The 22,837-nt window shown below is 58.2% G+C and carries 13 protein-coding genes; 7 read left to right on the top strand and 6 right to left on the bottom strand.

Annotation, left to right across the window (positions count from 1 at the left end; all coding sequences use genetic code 11):
- Positions 1-72: 72 nt before the first annotated feature.
- Positions 73-216, top strand: coding sequence for a hypothetical protein (locus CUC55_RS22880; RefSeq protein ID WP_170063869.1), 144 nt, complete (start codon positions 73-75; stop codon positions 214-216).
- 21 nt (positions 217-237) lie between these two features.
- On the opposite strand, the gene CUC55_RS11235 is transcribed toward CUC55_RS22880, so the two are convergent.
- Entirely contained in the window at positions 238-1,377 is a 1,140-nt protein-coding gene (locus CUC55_RS11235; RefSeq protein ID WP_103087997.1) for a M20 aminoacylase family protein, read from the bottom strand.
- A gap of 614 nt (positions 1,378-1,991) precedes the next feature.
- On the opposite strand from CUC55_RS11235, the gene CUC55_RS11240 reads away from it, so the two are divergent.
- Positions 1,992-10,484 carry a glycoside hydrolase family 94 protein gene (locus tag CUC55_RS11240; RefSeq protein WP_103087884.1) on the top strand — a complete coding sequence of 2,831 codons (8,493 nt, stop codon included), beginning with the start codon at positions 1,992-1,994 and terminating at the stop codon, positions 10,482-10,484.
- Positions 10,485-10,570: 86 nt separating this feature from the next.
- Here CUC55_RS11240 and CUC55_RS11245 read toward each other — a convergent pair whose 3' ends face one another.
- The gene (locus CUC55_RS11245) at positions 10,571-11,230 is read right to left on the bottom strand and encodes a YggS family pyridoxal phosphate-dependent enzyme (protein ID WP_103087885.1); all 660 of its coding nucleotides are present in this window, start codon (positions 11,228-11,230) and stop codon (positions 10,571-10,573) included.
- 195 nt (positions 11,231-11,425) lie between these two features.
- Here CUC55_RS11245 and leuS point away from each other — a divergent pair, with 195 nt between their 5' ends.
- From leuS to holA, 3 genes are read left to right on the top strand one after another with little or no spacing between them, the layout of a single operon-like run.
- Positions 11,426-14,056 carry a leucine--tRNA ligase gene (gene leuS / locus CUC55_RS11250; RefSeq protein WP_103087886.1) on the top strand — a complete coding sequence of 877 codons (2,631 nt, stop codon included), beginning with the start codon at positions 11,426-11,428 and terminating at the stop codon, positions 14,054-14,056.
- Positions 14,046-14,594 carry a hypothetical protein gene (locus CUC55_RS11255; protein ID WP_245303909.1) on the top strand — a complete coding sequence of 183 codons (549 nt, stop codon included), beginning with the start codon at positions 14,046-14,048 and terminating at the stop codon, positions 14,592-14,594. The genes leuS and CUC55_RS11255 overlap by 11 nt, the downstream gene beginning before the upstream one ends.
- A 10-nt stretch (positions 14,595-14,604) precedes the next feature.
- Positions 14,605-15,642: a DNA polymerase III subunit delta gene (gene holA / locus CUC55_RS11260; RefSeq protein ID WP_067645902.1), complete on the top strand. Its 1,038-nt coding sequence runs from the start codon at positions 14,605-14,607 to the stop codon at positions 15,640-15,642.
- 73 nt (positions 15,643-15,715) lie between these two features.
- On the opposite strand, the gene fdxA is transcribed toward holA, so the two are convergent.
- From fdxA to CUC55_RS11280, 4 genes are all read right to left on the bottom strand, one after another.
- On the bottom strand, positions 15,716-16,054 hold the full coding sequence (fdxA, locus tag CUC55_RS11265; RefSeq protein ID WP_103087999.1) for a ferredoxin FdxA: 339 nt from the start codon (positions 16,052-16,054) through the stop codon (positions 15,716-15,718).
- Between the two features lie 204 nt (positions 16,055-16,258).
- A complete protein-coding gene (locus tag CUC55_RS11270) occupies positions 16,259-16,675 on the bottom strand; it encodes an RNA-binding S4 domain-containing protein (protein ID WP_103087887.1) in 417 nt (138 codons plus the stop codon).
- 3 nt (positions 16,676-16,678) lie between these two features.
- Entirely contained in the window at positions 16,679-19,789 is a 3,111-nt protein-coding gene (locus tag CUC55_RS11275) for a helicase-related protein (protein ID WP_103087888.1), read from the bottom strand.
- A gap of 295 nt (positions 19,790-20,084) precedes the next feature.
- Entirely contained in the window at positions 20,085-21,326 is a 1,242-nt protein-coding gene (locus tag CUC55_RS11280) for a ubiquinone biosynthesis hydroxylase (RefSeq protein WP_280953206.1), read from the bottom strand.
- Between the two features lie 59 nt (positions 21,327-21,385).
- On the opposite strand from CUC55_RS11280, the gene tesB reads away from it, so the two are divergent.
- Both tesB and CUC55_RS11290 read left to right on the top strand, forming a co-directional pair.
- Positions 21,386-22,270: an acyl-CoA thioesterase II gene (tesB, locus tag CUC55_RS11285; protein WP_103087890.1), complete on the top strand. Its 885-nt coding sequence runs from the start codon at positions 21,386-21,388 to the stop codon at positions 22,268-22,270.
- Positions 22,271-22,482: 212 nt separating this feature from the next.
- A complete protein-coding gene (locus CUC55_RS11290) occupies positions 22,483-22,833 on the top strand; it encodes a P-II family nitrogen regulator (RefSeq protein WP_170063870.1) in 351 nt (116 codons plus the stop codon).
- The last annotated feature ends 4 nt before the right edge of the window (positions 22,834-22,837 follow it).

Consider the following 22,837-nt stretch of genomic DNA (forward strand, 5'->3'; position numbering starts at 1 on the left):
AAATAGCGATACTCTGAGACTTATAGCCAAACAGCCGGTTTACCGGTTGACGTGTCAACAAGGGAGGGTTCGATGTCTTATTCCAAAGCCGGAAAAATCAGAGATTTTGCACCATCTTCTGCTGCCCCGAAGAGCTGGCAGATCGCGCTCCACACAGTCATGGTTACCCTGTGCTTCGCATTCGTCGGCGCAGTGATCTTCGGACTGTTGCCTTGACCATCCCACAGGTCTGACAGGTCACGCGACCTTCAGGTAATCTTCTGCAAGCTCCACCCAAAACGCTGTGCCGATGGGCAAAATCTCATCGTTGAAATCGAATTTCGGGTGATGAAGCGACGGGTCGTTTTCCGTGCGCTGGGTGCCAAGAAAGAAGTACGCTCCTGGGCGCTTCTCCAGCATATAGGCAAAATCCTCTGCGCCCATCGTCGGGCGAGGCATTTCACTTACTTTTTCCGCACCGGCAAATCGTGTTGCCAGACCCATGATATAGTCCGTTTCCGCCTTGTGATTGACGGTCGGGTTATAGCCGCGCTGATAATCCAGCGTTACGCTCATGCCATAACTCGCCGCCTGACCCTCGGCGATCATGCGAATACGCTTTTCGAGTTCGTCTCTTGCGTCCGCGTCGAAAGAGCGGATCGTCAGCAGCATTTCTGCCGTCTCGGGAATAACGTTGCTCGCCACACCCGCATGAAAAGCACCCACCGTCACCACGGTCGGAGTAAGAGGGTGAATGTTGCGCGACACGATGGTCTGCAGCGCCATGATGATGCTTGCCCCTGCAACGATCGGGTCGAGCGCGGTTTGTGGTTCCGCTCCGTGCCCGCCATGACCATGGATGGTGATCTTGCACTCATCCACCGCCGCCATGATCGGCCCATCGCGCAGCACGAAATGGCCGAAGGGAAGGCTGGGTTCGTTGTGAAGCGCAAATACGGCATCACAGGGAAAACGCTCGAACAGCCCGTCTTCGATCATGATGCGCGCACCGCCGAAATTCTCCTCGGCGGGCTGGAAAATCAGGTGAATCGTCCCGTCGAAATGACGGCGCTCCGCGATGATCTTGGCCGCACCCAACAGCATGGCCGTGTGACCATCATGGCCACAGGCATGCATGACACCCGGGTTTTCGCTGGCATATTCTGCCCCGGTTTCCTCGTGAATGGGCAAGGCATCGATATCGGCGCGGATGCCGATCGATCTTTCGCTGCTGCCGTTGCGCAAAGTCGCCACAACACCGGTGCCGGCCAAGCCACGCGTGACATCGTAACCCATCGCCTCCAGCTGGGCTGCAACGAAATCGGACGTCTTGAACTCCGAAAGTCCAATCTCGGGGTTGCGATGAAGGTGGTGACGGATCGCCACGACATCCGGCATGTGATTGGCAAATGCGGCGGCAGCGTCAGGCTTGATCGTCATTTTCTTACGTCCGGCAGGTTTGCTTGTGTGAAGCGTTTTCAGGTGGCTGTCGTTTAGCAGCATAACGGCGCTTTGATAAGTGCGCACGCAATGGCCGTGCGGCGTTGTATCGTGCGCCATTCGGCGCTTGCGTGGAAGCAAAACAGGTGGCATGGAACTGATAGCGCCTTTAATCATTCCGTCCATGGGGTCATGTCACGTCTTCCTGGTGGGCAGACAGAACCAAAGGGTTCAGCGACAAGATGAGGACAGGTGCAACATGACGTGTTTTCGCTTTGGGGGAGCGTGCAAAATGTTTCATGAACGACGTAGCGCGGCACCGCGCTTGTTTGCCTTTACACCATCCATCAGTTGATTTTCTTGCGACGTGAAATCGTTCGCCCAAAATGCCATGTCAACGGGCAAGCAGATTTTACGAGAGTACCATCGTTCGCTGGTTCGCGATGGTTCAGCAAAGGTTCAGGATCAGCACGAGATAAAGCTGCCACAGTTGTTTCAATTTCCTAACGCAATCTGAAACAAGTTCCGGTTACACGAGACCAGACCCTTAGCAGAGTGCAGAATACGAGCCGATGTCATTTCATATTACGCCGACCGCCGCCGCCCGTGATTCAGAAACAAAGCAGATCGATCACAATGATTCGATCCGCTCGGTCTACTTCACAATCGAGGAATTGAGGGACTGTGGAGCCGAGCTCTCCAAATCCGGGGCCGATGGCCTGCCGGGCTTCATGGAGTTCGATTTCTTCGCGCGCCATCGTGAGAACGAAAAAGAAATTCTGCGGGTCTATCGCACGACGGCGGTGGATGCTGAAAACGGCCAGAACATCACGCCAGCCGCCGAATGGCTGCTCGATAATCACTATGTGATCGAAGAAGCCATCCAGGAAGTACGCCGGGATTTTCCGCGCAAATTCTATCGCCAGCTGCCGACGGTAAAGATCGGCAACATCGAAATTCCGCGCGTCATGGCACTGGCGTGGATTTACGTCGCACACACACACAGCACCATTTCCCGCGAAAGCATGACGGCCCTGGTCGAGGGCTATCAGACGTCGAAGACATTGCAGATTGGCGAACTCTGGGCCCTGCCGTCGATCCTGCGTTTCGTCCTCATCGAAAATCTGCGTCGTATTTCCATTCGCGTCGAACGCTCCCGCCGCATGCGTCAGCGCGCAAACGAAGTAGTGGATGAAATCATCCGCCTCAACGATGCCGAGGCATCCGCCGGTCTTCTCAAGCAGATCGACGAACTGGTCGCAGATCCAACTTTCTCTACACAGTTTCTGTATCGCCTCAGAAATGGCTCACAGACCTCCGGTTTGGCGCTGAACTGGCTTGAGGAACGTCTGCATAAGTCCGGAACAGACGCCGNAAACATCATGATGGCGGAACATAACCGCCTCGCATCCGGGAATGTGACGATGGGCAACATCGTCAAGAGCCTGCGCGAAATCGACGATACCGAATGGTCCGTATGGTTTGAGGAAGTCAGCCACATCGACAAGGTGCTGCGCGAGCAGACGGATTATGAGACGCTCGATTTCGGATCACGCAACACCTATCGCAACACGATCGAACTTCTGGCGCGTCGTTCGCCCAAGACGGAAATCGAAGTGGCGCAGGTCGCCGTCGATATGGTCACGGAAACTGCCAATTCCGGTGAAACCCATCCGCATGCGCCGAATGTCGGCAGCTTCCTGATTGGTGAGCGTCGCCAGGAACTGGAAGATCGGATCGCCTACTCGCCGCTCTTTTCGCAGCGCGTCGTACGCTTCATGCGCAAGTTCAACTGGCTTTCCATCGCAGTTCCGGTCATGGCGTTCACAGCGCTGGCTATGGCAATCGTCGGCTGGTTCCTGGCGGAAGCCGGCATGCCTTGGTATGTCGTCACCGCATTCCTGCTGATGTTCGCCCTGCCCGCGTCGGAAGGTGCGACAGGCCTGTTCAACACGCTCGTGACGTTCTTCGTCAAGCCGTTCCGCCTGGTCGGCTACGAGTTCAAGGAAGGCATTCCGCAGGATGCCTGCACGCTTCTGGCCGTGCCCTGCATGCTGACCAGCCGCGACAGCGTCGATGAAATGGTCCGCAATATCGAGGTGCATTATCTCGCCAATCCACACGGCGAGATTTATTTCGCTTTGATCAGCGACTGGCGCGACGCCGCCTTTGAGCAATCTGCGGAAGACATCGAAATCCTCGAATATGCCAAGCGTGAAGTAGCGGAACTCAGCGCCCGCTACGCCTTCGACGGCAAGACACGGTTCTACCTGCTGCACCGCCGCCGGCTGTTCAATCCGGCGGAAGATTGCTGGATGGGCTGGGAACGCAAGCGCGGCAAACTGCATGAACTGAACATGCTGCTGCGTGGTGACAAGGACACGACGTTCCTCAACGGTGCCAATATGGTGCCGAAAAACGTCAAATATGTCATGACGCTGGATGCCGACACACGCCTGATGCGCGATGCCGTCACCAAACTCGTCGGCAAGATGCACCACCCGATCAACCGTCCGGTTCACGATCCCGTCACGGGCCGCGTCATCCATGGTTACGGCCTGCTTCAGCCACGCGTGACACCATCGCTGACGACGGGCAAGGACGCCTCCGTCTTCCAGCGCGTCTTTTCTATCAATCGCGGTATTGACCCCTACGTCTTTACCGTATCCGACGTTTATCAGGACCTCACGTCCGAAGGCACCTTCACCGGCAAGGGCCTTTACGATGTCGATGCCTTCGAGACGGCCCTCAAGGGTCGCATCGATGAAAATGCCGTTTTGTCCCACGACCTTCTCGAAGGCTCGTTTGCGCGCTGCGCACTTGTGACCGACGTGGAACTGGTCGAAGACTTCCCGACCCGTTACGAAGTCGAAGTCTCGCGTCAGCACCGGTGGGCGCGTGGCGACTGGCAGCTTCTGCCTTACATCATGGATGCCAAGCGCGGCGTGACAGCTATCGGCCGCTGGAAGATGGTCGATAACCTGCGCCGCTCGCTGACGCCGATTGCATGGTTTGCAGCCTCTGTCCTCGGCTGGTATTTCATGGGCCCGCTCGGTGCGCTAATCTGGCAGATTCTGCTGATTTTCTCGCTGTTCGTCGCTCCCACCATATCGCTGCTATCAGGCATCGTGCCGCGCTCCACCGATATCGTACCGCAGGCGCATTTTCACTCGATGTGGGCAGAAATCCGCGCCACCAATGCGCAGGTCGCACTGCGTATTGTCTTCATCGCCGACAGCGCCTGCTTGATGGCCGATGCCATCGCTCGTTCGCTTTACCGCTTGTTCGTCAGCGGCAAGCTTATGCTGGAATGGCGCACAGCCGCCAGCATCCAGTCCAGCGCGCAGGGCAGCATTTTTGATTATTATCGCCAGATGTGGCATGCGCCTGTTGCAGCCCTTCTCGGCCTGGCGCTTGCTTCCCTTCCGGGTGACAACGCGTTTCTCGTTGGCCTTCCCTTTGCTCTGCTATGGATTCTATCTCCGGTCGTCGCATGGTTTGTCAGCCAATCTGCCGAGACCGAAGACCGTCTGTTCGTATCCGAACATGTGTCGAGCGAGTTGCGCAAGATCGCGCGCCGCACATGGCGTTACTACGAAGCTTTCGTGAATGCGAAAGAGAATTATCTGCCGCCGGACAACTATCAGGAAACGCCGGAGCCCGTCGTTGCCAGCCGCACGTCGCCGACCAATATCGGCGTCTACCTGCTGTCGGTCATTTCGGCACGTCAGTTCGGCTGGATCAGCNTTTCCGAAACCGTCGAGCGGATGGNAAAAACCATCGAGACGGTTGAAAAGATGGAGAAATATCGCGGCCATCTCTACAACTGGTATCACACCGATACCTTGCAGACGCTTGGCCCCCGTTATGTCTCCGCGGTCGATAGTGGCAACCTTGCCGGCCACCTGATCGCCATCTCGTCAGCCTGCCGCCAGTGGGCGGAAGCGCCGTCGGCCCATCTTCAGGGAAATCTCGATGGCATCGGCGATGTCGCCGGTATCCTGCGCGAGACGCTGAAAGAACTGCCCGATGATCGAAAGAACCTGCGGCCTCTGCACCGCCGCCTGGAAGAGCGGATCATCGGTTTCTCCAACGCTCTCGCATCGGTCAAGCGCGAGCATGAATTCGCGTCGATCCGTGTCATCAATCTTGCAGTGTTGGCCCGAGATATCCAGAAGCTCGCATCCAACCTCAATCTCGAGGTCAAGTCGGAGCAAAGCGCTGAGGTCACCCGTTGGGCACAGTCACTGCTCGATTGCTGCGAAGCGCATATTTCCGACAGCGCCTTCGATCTTTCCACCATCGATCCGCTGCGGGATCGTCTGAACTCGCTTCGCGATCGCAGCCGCAATCTCGCCTTCTCGATGGACTTCGCGTTCCTGTACCGCAAGGATCGTCGCCTGCTGTCCATCGGCTACCGCGTGGATAGCCAGGAGCTGGACGAGGCCTGCTACGACCTTCTGGCGTCAGAATGCCGCCTGACCAGCCTGTTTGCGATTGCCAAGGGCGATCTGCCGACGGAACACTGGTATCGTCTCGGTCGTCAGGTCGTGCCGATCGGCGCACAGGGCGCGCTCGTCTCCTGGTCCGGCTCGATGTTCGAATATTTGATGCCTCCGCTGGTCATGCAGGAGCGTCACGGCGGTATTCTGAACCAGACCAACAATCTGATCGTCAAGGAACAGATCAGCCATGGCCGTCGCCTCGGCACACCGTGGGGTATTTCCGAAGCGGCGTTCAACGCCCGCGATCACAACATGAACTATCAGTATACCAACTTCGGCGTGCCGACGCTGGGCCTGAAGCGCGGCCTTGGCCAGAACGCGGTCATCGCGCCCTATGCCTCGATCCTCGCCTCGCAATACGACCCGGACGCGGCTCTGGAGAACCTCGACAAGCTGCGCAAGCTGGGTGCTCTCGGCCAGTACGGTTTCCACGATGCTGTCGACTTCACACCGACCCGCGTGCCGGATGGCAAGGTCTGCGCCATCGTCTACAACTATTATGCCCACCACCATGGCATGTCGATTGCGGCTGTCGCCAACGTGGTCATGGACGGCGTATTGCGCGAACTCTTCCACGCCGATCCGGTGATCGAAGCAGCCGAACTGCTGCTTCAGGAAAAGGCACCGCGCGAAGTGCCTGTCATGAGCGCCAAATACGAGCCGGAAACACCTGGCAAAGAACAGGCGGATCTCTTGCGCGCAGAAGTGCGCACCATCAACGATCCTGCCGTGCGTGACCGTGAGGTCGTATTCCTGTCGAACGGTCACTATTCGACCATGCTGACGGCAACGGGTGCCGGTTATTCCAAGTGGAATGGTCAGGCGATATCGCGCTGGAAGGCCGATCCGACCGAAGATCGCTGGGGTACCTTCCTGTTCCTGCGTGATACGACATCCGGGCAATGGTGGAGTGCAACAGCCGAGCCACGAGTTGCCGAAGGCGAAAAGACCAAGACCGTCTTCTCGGACGACAAGGTCGAATTCCACAAGACGGTGGGCGATCTGCAAAGCGTGGTCGAGTGCATCGTCGCTACCGAACACGATGCCGAAGGCCGTCGCGTGACGCTCCTGAATGTCGGTTCGGAAGATCGTTATATTGAAGTGACGTCCTATCTGGAGCCCGTCATCGCAAATGAAGACGATGACAATGCTCATCCGCTCTTCTCGCGTATGTTCGTGCAGACCGAGATCGGCAAGCGTGGTGACGTCATCCGCGCATGGCGCAACAAGCGCAGCCCGAGCGAACCCGGCACTGTTATCGCGCATCTGGCTGCCGATAATGCCGGTCCCGCCCGTCCCACCGAGTATGAGACGGATCGTGCCAAATTCATCGGTCGTGGACGCTCGCTGGGTGAAGCTGCGGCTTTCGATGCGGCGGCTACGCTTTCCAACACGGATGGGTTTACGCTCGACCCTATCCTGTCACTTCGTCGCGTCGTCCGCGTCCCGGCGGGCAAGAAGGTCAGCGTCATCTTCTGGACGATCGCCGCACCCAACCGCGAAGACGTGGACAAGGCCATCGACCGCTACCGCCACCCGGATGCCTTCGCGCATGAATTGGTGCATGCCTGGACCCGCACACAGGTGCAGATGCGCCATGTCGGCGTGACCTCGCAGCAGGCAGCTGCCTTCCAGCATCTGGCCCGTTACCTCGTCTATCCCGACATGCATCTGCGCGCCGACTCCGATACGCTGAAAACTGGTCTCGGCTCCCAGCGCTCCCTATGGCCGCTGGCAATTTCCGGGGATTTCCCGATCTTCAGCCTGCGTATCAATGACGACATGGACATGGATATCGCCAAGGAAGCCTTGAGCGCGCATGAATATCTGCGCGCCCGTGGCGTTATCTTCGATCTCGTCATCGTCAACGAGCGGGCCGCCTCCTACGCGCAGGATATGCAGCACGCCCTGGACTTCATTTCCGAGGCACAGCGCCGCATCAACCCGGCAGATGGCGGCAGGCAGCATGTCTTCTCCGTCCGCCGCGATTTGATCGATGAGGAAACATGGTCGGCGCTGCTGGCTGCATCGCGTGTCGTTCTTCACGTTCGCAACGGCAAGATTGTGGATCAGGTCAACCGCGCAGTATCTCTGTTTGCGGCCCATCGTGGGCCGGAAGGCAGCGACACTGCACAGGCTCGCCTTCCAGCACCGATGTTCCCGCATGCGGAGCCGGTCGAAGACGCGCATGATCTCGATTTCTGGAACGGCTTTGGCGGCTTTACCAAAACTGGTGACGAATATGTCGTGCGCCTACACGGTGGCCAATCGACGCCGCATCCTTGGATCAACGTCATCTCCAACGAGAAGTTCGGCTTCCACGTTTCTGCTGAAGGTGCTGCCTTCACATGGAGCCGCAACTCGCGTGACTATCAGCTGACCCCATGGAGCAACGACCCCGTCGTCAACCGTCCGGGCGAGGCGATCTATGTCGCGGACGTCGACAGCGGCAAGATATACTCACCGTTTGCCGCACTGTCTCGTAACCCGGAAGCGATTTTCGAAACCCGTCATGGCCTCGGCTATTCCGTGTTCCGAAGCATTGAAGACGGTCTCGATATAGAAGTCACCCAGACGGTTGATCGTGAAAAGCCGGTCAAGCTGTCTCGCCTGACGGTTCGTAACGTCGGCACACAGAACCGCCGCCTGAAGACCTATGGTTATGTCGAATGGGTTCTGGGCAACAACGTCCAGAAGTCTGCACCGTTCATTCTCAGCTCTCATGATGAGGAAAGCGGCGCGCTGTTTGCGTCCAACCCCTACAGCATCGACTATAATGCCCGCACCGCTTTCTTGGCGTTGGAAGGCCCGGCTGGCAGCTTCACCACCAGCAAGCGCGAGTTTATCGGCCGCTATGGCTCGATCCATGCTCCGCAGGCTGTGTTGTCGGGTGCTGCCCTGTCTGGCAGCCTGGAACTCGACGGCGCGCCTTGCGCCGCCGTCATGCAGGAAATCCACCTGAAACCGGGCGAAGAGAGGCACCTGTTGTTCTATGTCGGTGATGCCGATACCGCAGAAGAAGCACGCGCACTGGTGAAGGATATTCGCCAGTCAGACTTCAACGCGGTGCTGGACGCCAACAAGACATTCTGGAACGGCTTTATCGGCCAGTTGCACGTGTCCACACCGGATGCCAGCTTCAACCACATGGTCAACAGCTGGCTGCCATATCAGGCACTGGCCTGCCGCATCATGGCGCGCACCGCATTCTACCAGTCCAGCGGTGCCTTCGGCTTCCGTGATCAGCTGCAGGATACGCTGGCGTTCCTGCTCTATCAGCCGGACCTCGCGCGTGAGCAAATCCTGCGCGCCGCCGGTCGACAGTTCCCGGAAGGTGACGTTCAACACTGGTGGCTGCCACTGACGGGCGCCGGTGTCCGCACGACCATCTCCGACGACGTCGTCTGGCTGGCCTATGCCACCCACCAGTACATCGTCGCCACCGGCGACAAGGGCATCCTTGAGGAAAGCATTCCGTTCCTCAAAGGCCCTGCCTTGACGCCCGGCCAGCACGACGCTTTCTTCCAGCCGGAGACGACGGACAATGCCGTCAGCCTCTACGAGCACGCCGCACTGGCGCTCGATCTGGCCATTTATCGCACCGGAGAAAACGGCTTGCCGCTCATCCTCGGCGGCGACTGGAATGATGGCATGAACCGCGTAGGCGTCGCCGGCAAAGGCACCAGTGTGTGGCTCGGCTGGTTCCTGTCTGGAACGCTTCGCGATTTCATTGAAATTGCCGAAGAGCGCCGCGATCTGGACCGCGTCGAAAAGTGGAAGACCCATCGCGACAAGCTGCGGGCATCGCTCGAAACCGCTGGCTGGGACGGCGAATATTACCGTCGCGGTTATTTCGATGACGGCACCCCGCTCGGTTCCATCACCAGCGAGGAATGCCGCATCGATTCGCTCGGCCAGAGCTGGAGTGTTCTGTCAGGCGAAGGCGAAGAGCAGCGTTCCGCGCAGGCCATGGACGCCGTAATGAAGGAGCTCGTTGACGAGGAAACGGGCATCATCCGTCTCTTCACGCCGCCCTTCAAGCGCTCTCCGCAGGATCCCGGCTACATCAAGGGCTATCCACCGGGTGTCCGTGAAAACGGCGGCCAATATACGCACGCCGCCACCTGGGTCGTTCTGGCGCTGGCCAAACTGGGCCGCAACGAGGATGCATGGAAATGCTTCTCGATGCTCAACCCGGTCAACCACGCGCTCGACCGCTCGGCTTCGGAAACCTACCGTGTCGAACCCTATGTGGTGACGGCGGATGTCTATGGCGAAGGTGCCTATGCTGGCCGTGGTGGCTGGAGCTGGTACACCGGTTCTGCCGGCTGGCTCTACCGCGCTGCCGTCGAAGGCATTCTCGGCATCACCCGCGTCAACGGCACGCTGCACATTGCACCGTCCTTGCCGGAGGCATGGGATAACTTCTCTGCAAGGATCACGCTTGAAGGCAAGGTCCGCGAAGTCTCGGTCAAGCGCACCGTTGGTTCGCCGGATATCGAAGTATCCGTCGATGGCAAGCCAGTCACGGGCAAGGACAGAGCAATCCCGTTCGATTAAGGGTTCGGGGCTTCGGCCCCAACCGCTCAACAAAAAGCCACGGCTCCAGACGGTGCCGTGGCTTTTTCATTTTGATGAAGGTTCGCTCAGCGTGTGCCGAAAATCGCCGATCCCACCCGCACGCTCGTCGCGCCGAATTCCACCGCAGTTTCGAAATCACCCGACATGCCCATGGACAGNTTTTCCAGTCCGCATTCTCCGGCAAGCTTTGCCAGAAGCGCAAAGTGTGGACCGGGATTTTCATCGGCGGGCGGAATGCACATCAGACCTTCCACATTCAACGCCAGCTCATCCCGGCACATCGCAACAAAGGCGACCGTCTCACGCGGGTCGATACCTGCCTTTTGCGGCTCCAGCCCGGTGTTGACCTGAACGTAGAAACGCAGCGCCCGCCCCTGCTTCTTGACTTCTTCGGCAAGTGCTTTGGCAATCTTCTCGCGATCGACGGTTTCGATCACGTCGAACAGCGCAACCGCATCCGCCGCTTTGTTGGATTGTAGCGGCCCGATCAGATGCAGCTCGATACCAGCGGTCTTTTCCTTCAGAGCGGGCCACTTGCCCTGCGCTTCCTGAACGCGGTTTTCGCCGAAAGTGCGCTGGCCGCAATCGATCACGGGCTGGATCGCATCGCCATCGAATGTCTTGGACACCGCAACGAGACTGACACTACCGGCTTTCCGCCCTGCTTTTTCCGCAACCGCTTCAATCCGCTGCGTGACATCCAAAAGGCGCGCTTCGATTTCCATGACCAGACCTTCATTTAAACTCGAGGAGAGTGGGTTCAGTAGCCGCCGTTGGGCTTGATGCCAAGCGCCATTGTCACCATTTGAACGCTGTCACCCAAGATTGCACCCGCAGCAGCCCCGCCAAACTTGACGCATACGCCGTTTCGTGGTGAAGGTCAGCGCGAATTTTCCCCTTGATACCCGGATTTCAGAAGTATGGCCATCGAACGTTATAATCCTCGCGACGCAGAGCCGCGCTGGCAGCNAAAATGGAACGAAGACAATGTCTTCGTGACAGATAACAGCGATGCCCGTGAGAAATATTACGTTCTCGAGATGTTTCCATATCCATCCGGCCGCATCCACATGGGACATGTCCGCAACTATGCGATGGGTGACGTCGTTGCCCGCTACAAGCGTGCGCGCGGTTATAACGTGCTGCACCCCATGGGCTGGGACGCCTTCGGCATGCCTGCGGAAAACGCCGCCATGCAGAACAACGTCCATCCCAAGGACTGGACCTATCAGAACATTGCCAGCATGCGCGGCCAGTTGAAGTCCATGGGCCTGTCTCTGGACTGGACCCGTGAATTTGCCACTTGTGACGTGGAATATTACAGCCAGCAGCAGGCGCTGTTCATTGACTTCATGGNAAAGGGTCTGGTCTATCGCAAGCAGTCCAAGGTCAACTGGGACCCGGTCGATCATACCGTGCTGGCCAATGAGCAGGTCATCGACGGGCGCGGCTGGCGCTCCGGTGCCTTGGTCGAACAGCGCGAATTGACGCAATGGTTCTTCCGCATCACCGATTTCAGCCAGGACTTGCTGGACGAACTGGATCAGCTCGACCAATGGCCGGAAAAAGTCCGCCTGATGCAGAAGAACTGGATCGGCAAGTCGGAAGGCCTGTCACTGCGCTGGCAGACGGTGGCCTCCACCGCGCCTGCGGGCTTCAACGACATTACGGTTTACACGACCCGCCCCGACACGCTGTTCGGCGCATCGTTCCTGGCCATCGCCGCCGATCACCCCTTGGCCAAGACCCTGTCGGAGACCAACGCTGACATCGCTCAGTTCTGCGACGAATGCCGCCGCCAGGGCACGTCGCTCGCTGCTCTTGAGACAGCCGAAAAGCGCGGTTTCGATACCGGCGTCAAGGTCGTTCATCCGCTCGACCCGTCTTGGGAACTGCCTGTTTACATCGCCAATTTCGTGTTGATGGATTACGGCACCGGTGCCATCTTCGGTTGCCCGTCCGGCGACCAGCGCGATCTGGATTTCGCCCGCAAATACAATTTGCCGGTGGTGGCCGTTGTCATGCCGGAAGGCGAAAACGCTGAAACCTTCGGCGTTGACGATACCGCCTATGTCGATGACGGCGTCATGATCAATTCGCAGTTTCTCGATGGCATGACAACGACGGAGGCTTTCGAAGCCGTCGTGTCGAAACTGTCAGCGCAGACACTGGCCGACGCGCCACAGGCTGAGCGCAAGGTCAATTTCCGTCTGCGCGACTGGGGTATTTCCCGCCAGCGCTACTGGGGTTGCCCGATCCCGGTCATCCATTGCGAAGTCTGCGGTGTCGTTCCGGTTCCAAAGAAGGACCTGCCGGTCAAACTGCCTGATGACGTGACCTTCGATGTGCCCGGCAATCCGTTGGATCGCCACCCCACATGGCGTCATGTTTCCTGCCCGCAATGCGGCCATGCAGCACGGCGCGAAANCGACACGATGGATACATTCGTCGATTCGAGCTGGTACTTCACACGCTTCACAGCGCCTTGGGAAAGCCAGCCGACCGACCCGAAGGTCGCCAGCCATTGGCTGCCGGTGGATCAGTATATCGGTGGCATCGAACACGCGATCCTGCATCTGCTCTACTCGCGCTTCTTTACACGCGCGATGAAGGCCACCGGCCATGTGGACGTAAAGGAGCCCTTCAAGGGCCTGTTTACGCAAGGCATGGTCGTGCACGAAACCTATCGTCTCGGCGAAGGCCAGAACGGCCAATGGGTTGTGCCTGCCGATATCCGCATCGAGGAAGTGGACGGCGCACGCCGTGCCTTCCTCTTGTCAGGCGGTGACGAGGTTCAGATCGGCTCCATCGAAAAGATGTCGAAGTCGAAGAAGAACGTTGTCGACCCCGACGATATCATCGCCTCCTACGGGGCCGATACCGCTCGCTTCTTCGTTCTGTCGGACAGCCCGCCCGATCGTGACGTGATATGGTCGGAAGCCGGTGTCGAAGGCGCACACCGCTTCGTACAGCGCGTCTGGCGCATCATCGGCGAGGCGGCGGATGAGTTGAAATCCGTCAAACCGGCTCCAGCCACGCAGGGCGAAGGACTTGTGGTCTCCAAGGCTGCCCACAAGACGCTGAAAGCAGTGCAGGACGATCTGGACAAGCTGGCCTTCAACAAGGCGATTGCCCGCATCTATGAACTCGTCAACACGCTGGCCGGTCCGTTTGCGGATATCGCCAATGGTGGCAAGGCAGACGATGTAAAGGCCGCCGCGCGTGATGCCGCCGAAATCCTCATCCGCCTGATTGCACCGATGACGCCGCATCTGGCCGAGGAATGCTGGACGGCGCTGGGCAATGACGGCCTTGTTGCGCAAAGCCCATGGCCTGCCTTCGTGCCTGCATTGATCGAAGAAAATGACGTCGTCATGCCGGTTCAAATCAATGGCAAGAAGCGTGGCGAATTGACAATCGCGCGCGATGCGGATCAAGATGCCGTCAAAGCGGCGGTGATGGAACTGGATGCCGTGAAAGCGGCGCTGGCCGGAGCCGAGCCGNAAAAAATCATTGTGGTGCCACAAAGGATTGTGAACATTGTTGTCTGATGCCTATTCCAAATGGGGCCGCATAGCAGCCGCAATCTCTGTCGTTTTGTGCGCTGGCATCCTTGCAGGGTGCCAGGTCCGCCCGCTCTATAGCCAGGCCTCCGGTACGCGTGAGAAGTTCGAGACCGTGAACTTTTCGTCAGCTGAAGACCGGATCACGCAGGAAGTTCGCAACCATCTCGTCTTCCTCGCTTACGGCGGTGCTGGCGCTCCGAAAACCAAGGAATACGACGTCAAGCTGACAGTGACATCCAGCGCGACCTCCACCGAGGTCACCGACGACACCAGCCTGTCTGTCAGCAAGAACAACTATGATGGTCCCTATCCAGGGCGTGTCAGCATGACAGGCAAATATGTGATAACCCGTATCTCCGATGGTCAGGTTCTGCGCGCAGCAACCCGCACCGTCACTTCCATGCTCGACCTGCCGCAGCAGGAATTCGCCAAACTCCGCGCTATCAGGGATGGCCAAAACCGTGCGGCACGGGAACTGGCGGAAATCATCGGTACGGATATCGCCGCCACGCTCGGCCGCTAAGAACCGGCTGATGACGGAAATAAAATCCCATGAATTCGAACGCTTCGCCGAAAAACCGGCGGAGCGTTTTCGTGTTTTTGTCCTCTACGGACCTGACCGCGGTCTTGTCTCCGAACGTGCGTCCCTCATCGCGTCGAGAACCGGCATCGATCCCAACGATGCTTTCGCATCGCTGAAGATTACCGCTGCCGATCTGCAAGGTGATCCCGGCCGTCTTCTGGATGAGGTCAATGCCATTGGCCTTTTCGGCGGCGAAAAGCTGGTCTGGGTCAAGGGCGCCGCCAATGAAAAGGCGCTGGTAGACGCCCTGCAGATTCTGTCGGAAACCCCACCCGAATCGAGCTTCCTCATCATCGAGGCAGGCGATCTGAAGAAAGGCACCGGCCTTCGCAAGATCTCAGAGCCATCACGCGCCATTGCCGCCATTCCCTGCTACGCCGACGATGCCCGCGCATTGAACGCGCTGATCGATCAGGAGTTCTCGACCGAGCACCTGCGCATCGCACCCGCCGCTCGTCAAAGACTGACGGAATCGCTTGGCGGCGACCGTATTGCATCGCGCAACGAGGTGCGCAAGCTGGCGCTCTATTGCCGGGGCCGCGATGTGATCGAAGAAGACGATGTCATGGCCATTATCGGTGACGCGAGCGCCGTGTCCGCCGACGATGCCGTCGATGCGATTCTCAAGGGTGACCGCAACGCCTTCTTTCACGCCACCCAGAAAATCATCGCCTCCAAAACGCCGATCTTTCTGGTCCTGCAAGGTTGCCTGCGGCAGTTCCAGCTGCTGGACCAGATGCGGGCCGAAATGGACGACAAGAAACAGCAGGCCGGTCAGGTCATGCTGACGCTCGGGCGCGGCGTCCACTTCCGTCGCAAACCGATCATCGAACGCGCGCTGCGCACATGGCAGCCAGCGGCGATTGCGCGTGAAATGAACCGATTACAGTCAGCCATACTCCAAAGCCGCCAGCGACAAAGCCTGGAGGAAAGTGTGGCCTTGCTGACCCTGCTCTCAACCACGCTACAATCCGGGCGTGGTAGCTGACGATAACCGAATACGAAAAAGCCTCCACGGTGCAAACCGGGAGGCTTTTTTAAATCCTGTGACAGATGATGGATCAGTCGCCCTTACCCGGCTCAGCCGNAAAATATAGATCGAGCTTGCCGCTGACGCCGTCCATCTCCTTGGCTTCGGGCATCGGATCGCGCTTGATGGTGATGTTGGGCCAGATTGCCGCATATTCGGCATTCAACGTCAGCCACTTGTCGAGACCTGGCTCCGTATCCGGCTTGATTGCCTCTGCGGGACATTCGGGTTCGCACACACCACAATCGATGCACTCGTCCGGGTTGATCGCCAGAAAATTCTCACCCTCGTAGAAGCAGTCGACAGGGCACACTTCAACACAGTCGGTATATTTACAGCGAATGCAATTATCAGTCACGACATACGTCATGATGGACTCCAGAATATGCAAGGCCGGGTCATTGAGCTATCGAACACAAGCCCTCGCCCGGAATTCAGAAAGGGCATTTTTGCAAGTGAGGTAATGCCTTTACCAAGAGATAGCAAGGACAAACGTTTCTGAAAAACCAGCCTATATGAGTGATTTATTCCAGGCCAAGTCGACGTCTTTGGGTTGGATAGCTGCCAAGGTCCATCACTCGAAGCCTTCGCCGCTATCGGAAATAAACCGGTCGAGTGCACGGCGCTCTTTCTTCGTCGGGCGTCCGCTACCTGGCTCTCGCATCGCCTGCTCGAATGGTGTCATGTGGTCGCTTGGTGCGGGTGGTGGGGTCTGGTCGTCGTAGAGAAGCTTGGCTTCCTCATAAGGACCACGTCGCTCGCCGGAAGCCAGAACGACAAGAATACGGCTCGAACGCTCGAAGGAAAGTTCCAGCTTATCACCCAGCTTCACCAAATGGCTGGATTGGCGAACGGCATTGCCGTTGATCCGTACATTGCCGGATTGAATGTAGCTCTGGGCAAGGGAGCGGGATTTGACCATACGGGCGAAGAACAGCCACTTGTCGAGGCGCTGACGGCCTGCATCCTGTGGCTGTTGCNTTTCACCCATACCTTACTTCTTCAGCTGGTCCTTCAGAGCAGCGAGCTTGGCGAAAGGCGAATCCGGGTCCAGCGGCTTCTCCTTGCGCGGTGGCTTGGCTTCGAAACGCTGCTGACCCTGCGGCTTGCCGCCACGGTCGTTGCGATCAGGTCTGTCCTTGCGCTCGCCACGATCGGGACGATCATTGCGATTGTTGTTGCTGTTGCGGTCTGGACGACCACCGTCGCGTTTGCGGTCGCCGTCACGCTTGCGATCACCATCGCGGGCAGCGCCATCACGACCGGCATTGTCACGCGGCGCAGGCTTGCGGTCTTCGCCACCCTCTGCACGGCGTTCTCCCTGGCCACGGTTGCCGGGACGCCTGTTGTCGCTGCGCTGGGTGTCGTTACGACCGCCGGGACGCCACAGCAGAACCGGCTTCGGTTCGGTGACTTCGGCAGGTGCAGCGTCAGCGGACGGCTCCTGCGCCGTCTCAGTGGCTTCAGTTGCTGCTGCCGCTTCTTCTTCCGTTGCAGCGGCAGGCGCTTCTTCCGCCTTCACGTCGGCAGGAGCCTCCGCAGCGGACGTGTCTTCCGAAGATGTTTCTGCATCAGCGTCATCATGTGATGCCGTCTCTTCAGACGGCGCAGCGTCGGCAGACGCTTCAGTCTTTGCAGCATCGGTAGTCTGGCCAAGGAAGATCGCAGCCTCTTCGGCGCTCACCTGATCGGCACGGTAACCAAGACCTTTGAGAATTTCTTCCATATCGTCGAGTGTCGCACCCAGAATGGACAGCATGGCGGTGGTCGTTGTGAAACGACGTCCGTCATAAGCACCTTCAGGACGCGCCTGTGCACCCGGCTTCCACTGCAACAGTGGACGGATAAGATCGGCAAGGCGTTCCAGAATGTCGATACGCACGGCGCGCTTGCCCAGGAAGCGGAAGCCCGCAAGCTTGTAGAACATGCGCTCATAGCTGGCATCCGTCACCACAGACGTGCGGCCGGCGGCAAGAACCGGGATGAGATCACCGTAACCGGGCTTGCCCAGACCATCGTTCTTCAGCGCCCACAGCAGCGTCACCAGCTCCGCCGGAGCAGGCTTCAACAGCGCAGGCAAGAAAACGTGGTAGGCGCCAAAGCGAATGCCGTAGCGGCGCATGGAGGCGCGCGCATCCTGATCCAGCGTCTTGACCTCTTCGGTCACGTCGCGACGGAACAGGACGCCGAGATTTTCCACCAGCTGGAACGCCAGACCCTTTGCCAGACCCTGAAGGTCTTCGGCGCGGGAAATATCGTCCAATGGCTTCAAGACGGTTGCGATCTGGTGGTTCACGAAACGCTCGATGCGGGCAACGGCGTGATCACGCGCATTGCCGCTCAACTGTTCGTCGGCCAGCATGATGACACGCGGCTTCATGATATTGTCGCCAGCGGTCAGACGAGCGACGGGTTCACCCAACCAGCGGACCAGCCCATCAGAGCTCAGCGCGAGATCGCTGTTGCCACTGGCATGCAGGCGCGCGGCACGCGCCTCGTATTCCAAAGCAAGCGCCTTCTGCGCTGCGCCTTGCACAGCCTTGGCATCTGGACCTTCAGCTCCGGCCACCGGTGTAAACCGGAAACCCGCCAATTGGCCGACATGATGTCCTTCAACAAAGACATCACCATTCACACTGATTTCAGCTTCAAGCATCGCATTCTCTCTTAGGCGCCTCATGAGCACAGATGTCCTGCGATCAACAAAGCGTTTCGTCAACCTGTCATGTAAGGCATCGGACAATCGATCTTCGATTTCCCGAGTCTTTTCTTGCCAGTGTGTCGGATCGGCAAGCCATCCTGGGCGGTTTGATACATACGTCCATGTTCTGATCTGCGCAATCCTTGCAGATAGCGTATCGATCTCTCCGTCGGTGCGGTCCGCCCGCCGCACCTGTTCGGCCATGAAATCCTCATTAACGGCTCCACGTTTGACGAGGTCGAAGTAGAGGGTCGAAATCAAGTCGGCATGCTGTGCCGGCGCGATGCGGCGAAAATCCGGTAAGGCACAGGCCTCCCACAGTTTTTCCACGCGCGCAGCATTGGTGGTTATGTCCACGATTTCAGGATAACGCGCAAGATGTTCCAGCGCCTGCTGGTCGATTGCGGGCAATGCGCGCGTCAATCCCTGAATGGTTGGAGGCGTATCGAGGCTCGCCCGCAAATTTCCAATAGATGAATAATCGAAGTTCTTGGTGCGCCATTGCAGCACTTTGACCGAATCGAACTGATGTGATTCGACCCGGTGCACGAGCTCGTCATCGAAGGGATCGACCTGACCCGTCACCCCGAACGTACCATCGCGAAGGTGGCGACCGGCACGACCGGCAATCTGCCCCATCTCGCCGGCATTCAGATTGCGGAACTGATAACCATCGAACTTGCGGTCCTGCGCAAAGGCAACATGATCGACATCGAGGTTGAGACCCATGCCGATGGCATCGGTCGCGACCAGATATTCGACGTCACCGGACTGATAGAGACCGACCTGTGCATTGCGTGTTCTGGGGGAAAGCGCACCCAGCACCACAGCCGCCCCGCCACGCTGGCGGCGCACCAGTTCGGCAATGGCATAGACCTCGTCGGCGGAAAACGCGACGATGGCCGTGCGCTGCGGCAGGCGGGTGATTTTCTTCTGTCCGGCGTAGAATAATTGCGAAAGCCGGGGCCGCTCCACCACGACAATACCCGGCAAAAGCNTTTCCAGAATAGGTCGCATGGTGCCAGCGCCCAGCAGCAGCGTTTGCTCACGACCACGAAGATGCAGGATGCGATCGGTAAAGATATGGCCGCGCTCGAGGTCTCCGGCCAGTTGCACCTCATCGATAGCCACAAAGGCCGCCGTGGTTTCACGCGGCATCGCCTCGACCGTGCAGACTGAATAGGGTGCCTTGGGCGGAGTGATTTTTTCTTCACCGGTAATCAGCGCCACGTTGGGCGCACCGACCTTTTCCACCAGCCGCGTATAGACTTCACGGGCAAGCAGCCGCAACGGCAGGCCGATCACGCCGCTTCCATAGGCAACCATGCGCTCGATGGCATAATGCGTCTTGCCGGTATTGGTGGGTCCAAGAACGGCCGTAACACCGCGGCCGCTCAAGATCATGGGGCGAGAATTCAACGTATTATCCGTAAGATCGACTGAACTGCTGTTTTAGAACCATTCGGAAACGTTCCGTCCGCCTCTTGTCACCACACATGGCAATCGTGAAGGTCAAAGGCAAGGAGGGAACACGCGAAAGGCGCATCGGCCAAGGGTTTTGCCTGNTTTAATGCGACTGGAACATCTTGTGAACGAATCAGAGACGAATCGCTAAGGTTGTGGATTCAGCTTTTGTTCACGGCAACATCTGGTCTGCACGAAGGTTGTTACCACCAAATCCTGAATCGACATATCTGGATTAAAGCGGCTGACCGGCCAACAATCGCGGCCCGCCTTTGTCGGTGGTGCCTGCCGCCTGTCCGATGAAATAGGATTTGAGACCCGGAATCCGGTCCACGATCCCCAGGCCGAAGTCACGCGCAACACGAATGGGTCCGACATCGTTGGAAAACAACCGGTTCAGCACATCGGTGGTAATGCCCATGCGCACCGTATCGAACCGCCGCCATGACTGGTAACGCTCCAGCACGTTCAGCGAGCCGATATCGAGGCCCAGACGATCTGCCTCGACAATCGTTTCAGCAAGGGCTGCCACATCCTTGAAGCCGAGATTGAGCCCCTGGCCCGAAATCGGGTGAATGCCGTGCGCCGCATCACCTGCCAGCGCAAGACGCGGTGCCACGAAAGCGCGGGCCAGCGTCAGACCCAGCGGAAAAGCCCGCCGTGGGCCAACCGGCCTGATAGGGCCAAGCTTGTGGCCGAAGCGGCGTTCCAGCTCTTCCTCGAACACCAGATCGTCTGCTGCCACCAATTGATCGGCGTCAGCAGTGCGCTCCGTCCACACCAGCGACGAACGATTGCCCTTCAAGGGCAGAATGGCAAAGGGGCCGGACGGCAGGAAGTGCTCTTCGGCGCAGCCATTATGCGGGCGCTCATGTTCCACCGTCGTGACGATGCCGGATTGATCGTAGGCCCAATGTACCGTCTTGATGCCGGCCATATCGCGAAGCGCCGAGCGGACACCATCGCAAGCCACCAGCAGCCGTGTCTCGAACGTGGAGCCGTCGGACAGCGTGATAAGATTGCTGCGATGTCCGGCCTCGAAGCCGGAAACACTCAGGCCATGGCGGATGGTCACGCCCAGCCGTTCGCACAGCCCGCGCAACGCCCCCACCATGGCGACATTGGACACCATATGCGCAAAAGGCTGGCCGTCTGCCACGTCGCCATCGAAGGTCAGAAACACCGGGCGGACCGGGTCGGAGGTCTTGGAATCCGTTACGATCATCTTGTTGATCGCCTGCGCTTCCGGCAACAACTCGGTCCATATGCCGAAAACATCCAGCATCCGCGATGCCGCGGCGATGATCGCGGACGCCCGCATGTCCTTCTTCCAGACATTATCANGGGCAGCCTCGATGACCTCGACATTCAGATGTGGCGCGCCCTGCTTGATGGCGACAGCAACGCCAAGTCCGACATATCCGCCGCCTGCAACAACCACATCCAACATCATGACTTCTCCCGCATTCTTGTGAATCTCACAGCTCCACTATAGACCATCACCAAAGGTCTTCCTACAGCCGGAGCATGTCGAAAATGTCGCGCCCTCTCGAAAATACAGCGCCGATGGAAAAACTGATTTCCACGCTCGATCTCGAAAAGCTCGAGGAAAACCTGTTTCGCGGCACAAGCCCACAGGTTGGCTGGCAGCGTGNTTTCGGTGGTCAGGTCATCGCCCAGGCGCTGATGGCCGCGCAACGCACCGTGCAAGACGACCGTTTCGTCCATTCCCTGCACGCCTATTTCATGCGCCCAGGCGATCCCCTGGTGCCGATCATCTATCAGGTCGACCGCATCCGCGACGGGGCAAGCTTCAATACACGGCGCATCGTCGCCATCCAGCATGGTCACGCGATTTTCTCCATGTCGGCATCTTTCCAGATCGATGAGGGTGGCTTCGACCATCAGGCAACAATCCCCACCGTTCCCCAGCCGGAACAGTTGATGAGCGAAGAGCAGATGCGCGACGCCTTTTTGGCCAAGGCGCCGCCCGCCATCCGGAAATACTGGGNAAACAAGCGCCCCATCGAGATCAGACCGGTTTCGTTGACGCATTACATCTCGAAGGAAAAGCTCGATCCGCATCAGGACATCTGGGTCAGAGCGGTCGGCAATGTACCGGATGACCGACACTATCAGGCGGCGGTTCTCGCCTATCTTTCCGACATGACATTGCTCGATACATCGCTTTACGCTCACGGCACGACGATCTTCGACCCCGCCGTTCAGGCCGCAAGCCTAGACCACGCCATGTGGTTTCACCGACCCTGCAAACTGGACGACTGGCTGCTCTATAGCCAGGACAGCCCCAGTGCGTCAGGCGCGCGCGGATTGACGCGCGGCAGCCTTTTTACACGCGACGGCATCCTGGTTGCTTCCATGGCTCAGGAAGGCCTGATCCGCAAAATGGCAAATGATTAAATATTAAGCAATTTTTGAATTTCGCATATTAATTTTGCATGAATGGCGCAGGCCCGTGCCTANTTTACAGACTTATTTATTATAACCTATATTTTTCAATAACTTNAAAAAACATCATCAAACTGGCACACGCCTTGAATGTACGAGGTCAGTCGCTGTTATCGATCGGCCAGCGGCAGGAGGGTCGGCTCCATGCCGAGGACAAACNAAGGATGGGAAACCAGATGAAAATTGTGATGGCCATTATCAAGCCGTTCAAGCTGGACGAGGTGCGCGAAGCACTTACCGCTGTCGGCATTCAGGGCCTGACCGTGACCGAGGTCAAGGGTTACGGTCGCCNAAAGGGACACACCGAAATTTATCGCGGCACCGAATATGCGGTCAGCTTTCTTCCCAAGTTGAAGATCGAAATCGCCGTTGCCTCCGATCTCGTGGAGAAGGCCGTCGAGGCAATCGCGTCCTCCGCCAAGACCGGGCAGATCGGCGACGGCAAGATTTTCGTCTACTCGATTGAACAGGCCGTGCGCATCCGTACCGGCGAAACCAACACAGAAGCGCTTTAAGCTC

The organism is Agrobacterium bohemicum (assembly GCF_002896715.1).
Classification (GTDB): Bacteria; Pseudomonadota; Alphaproteobacteria; order Rhizobiales; family Rhizobiaceae; genus Agrobacterium; species Agrobacterium bohemicum.

What these genes read in the sequence shown, in the direction of transcription:
- CUC55_RS22880 (WP_170063869.1), top strand. Translation starts at nt 73, where the DNA reads ATGTCTTATTCCAAAGCCGGAAAAATCAGAGATTTTGCACCATCTTCT.
- CUC55_RS11235 (WP_103087997.1), bottom strand. Translation starts at nt 1,377, where the DNA reads ATGCCGGATGTCGTGGCGATCCGTCACCACCTTCATCGCAACCCCGAG.
- holA (WP_067645902.1), top strand. Translation starts at nt 14,605, where the DNA reads ATGACGGAAATAAAATCCCATGAATTCGAACGCTTCGCCGAAAAACCG.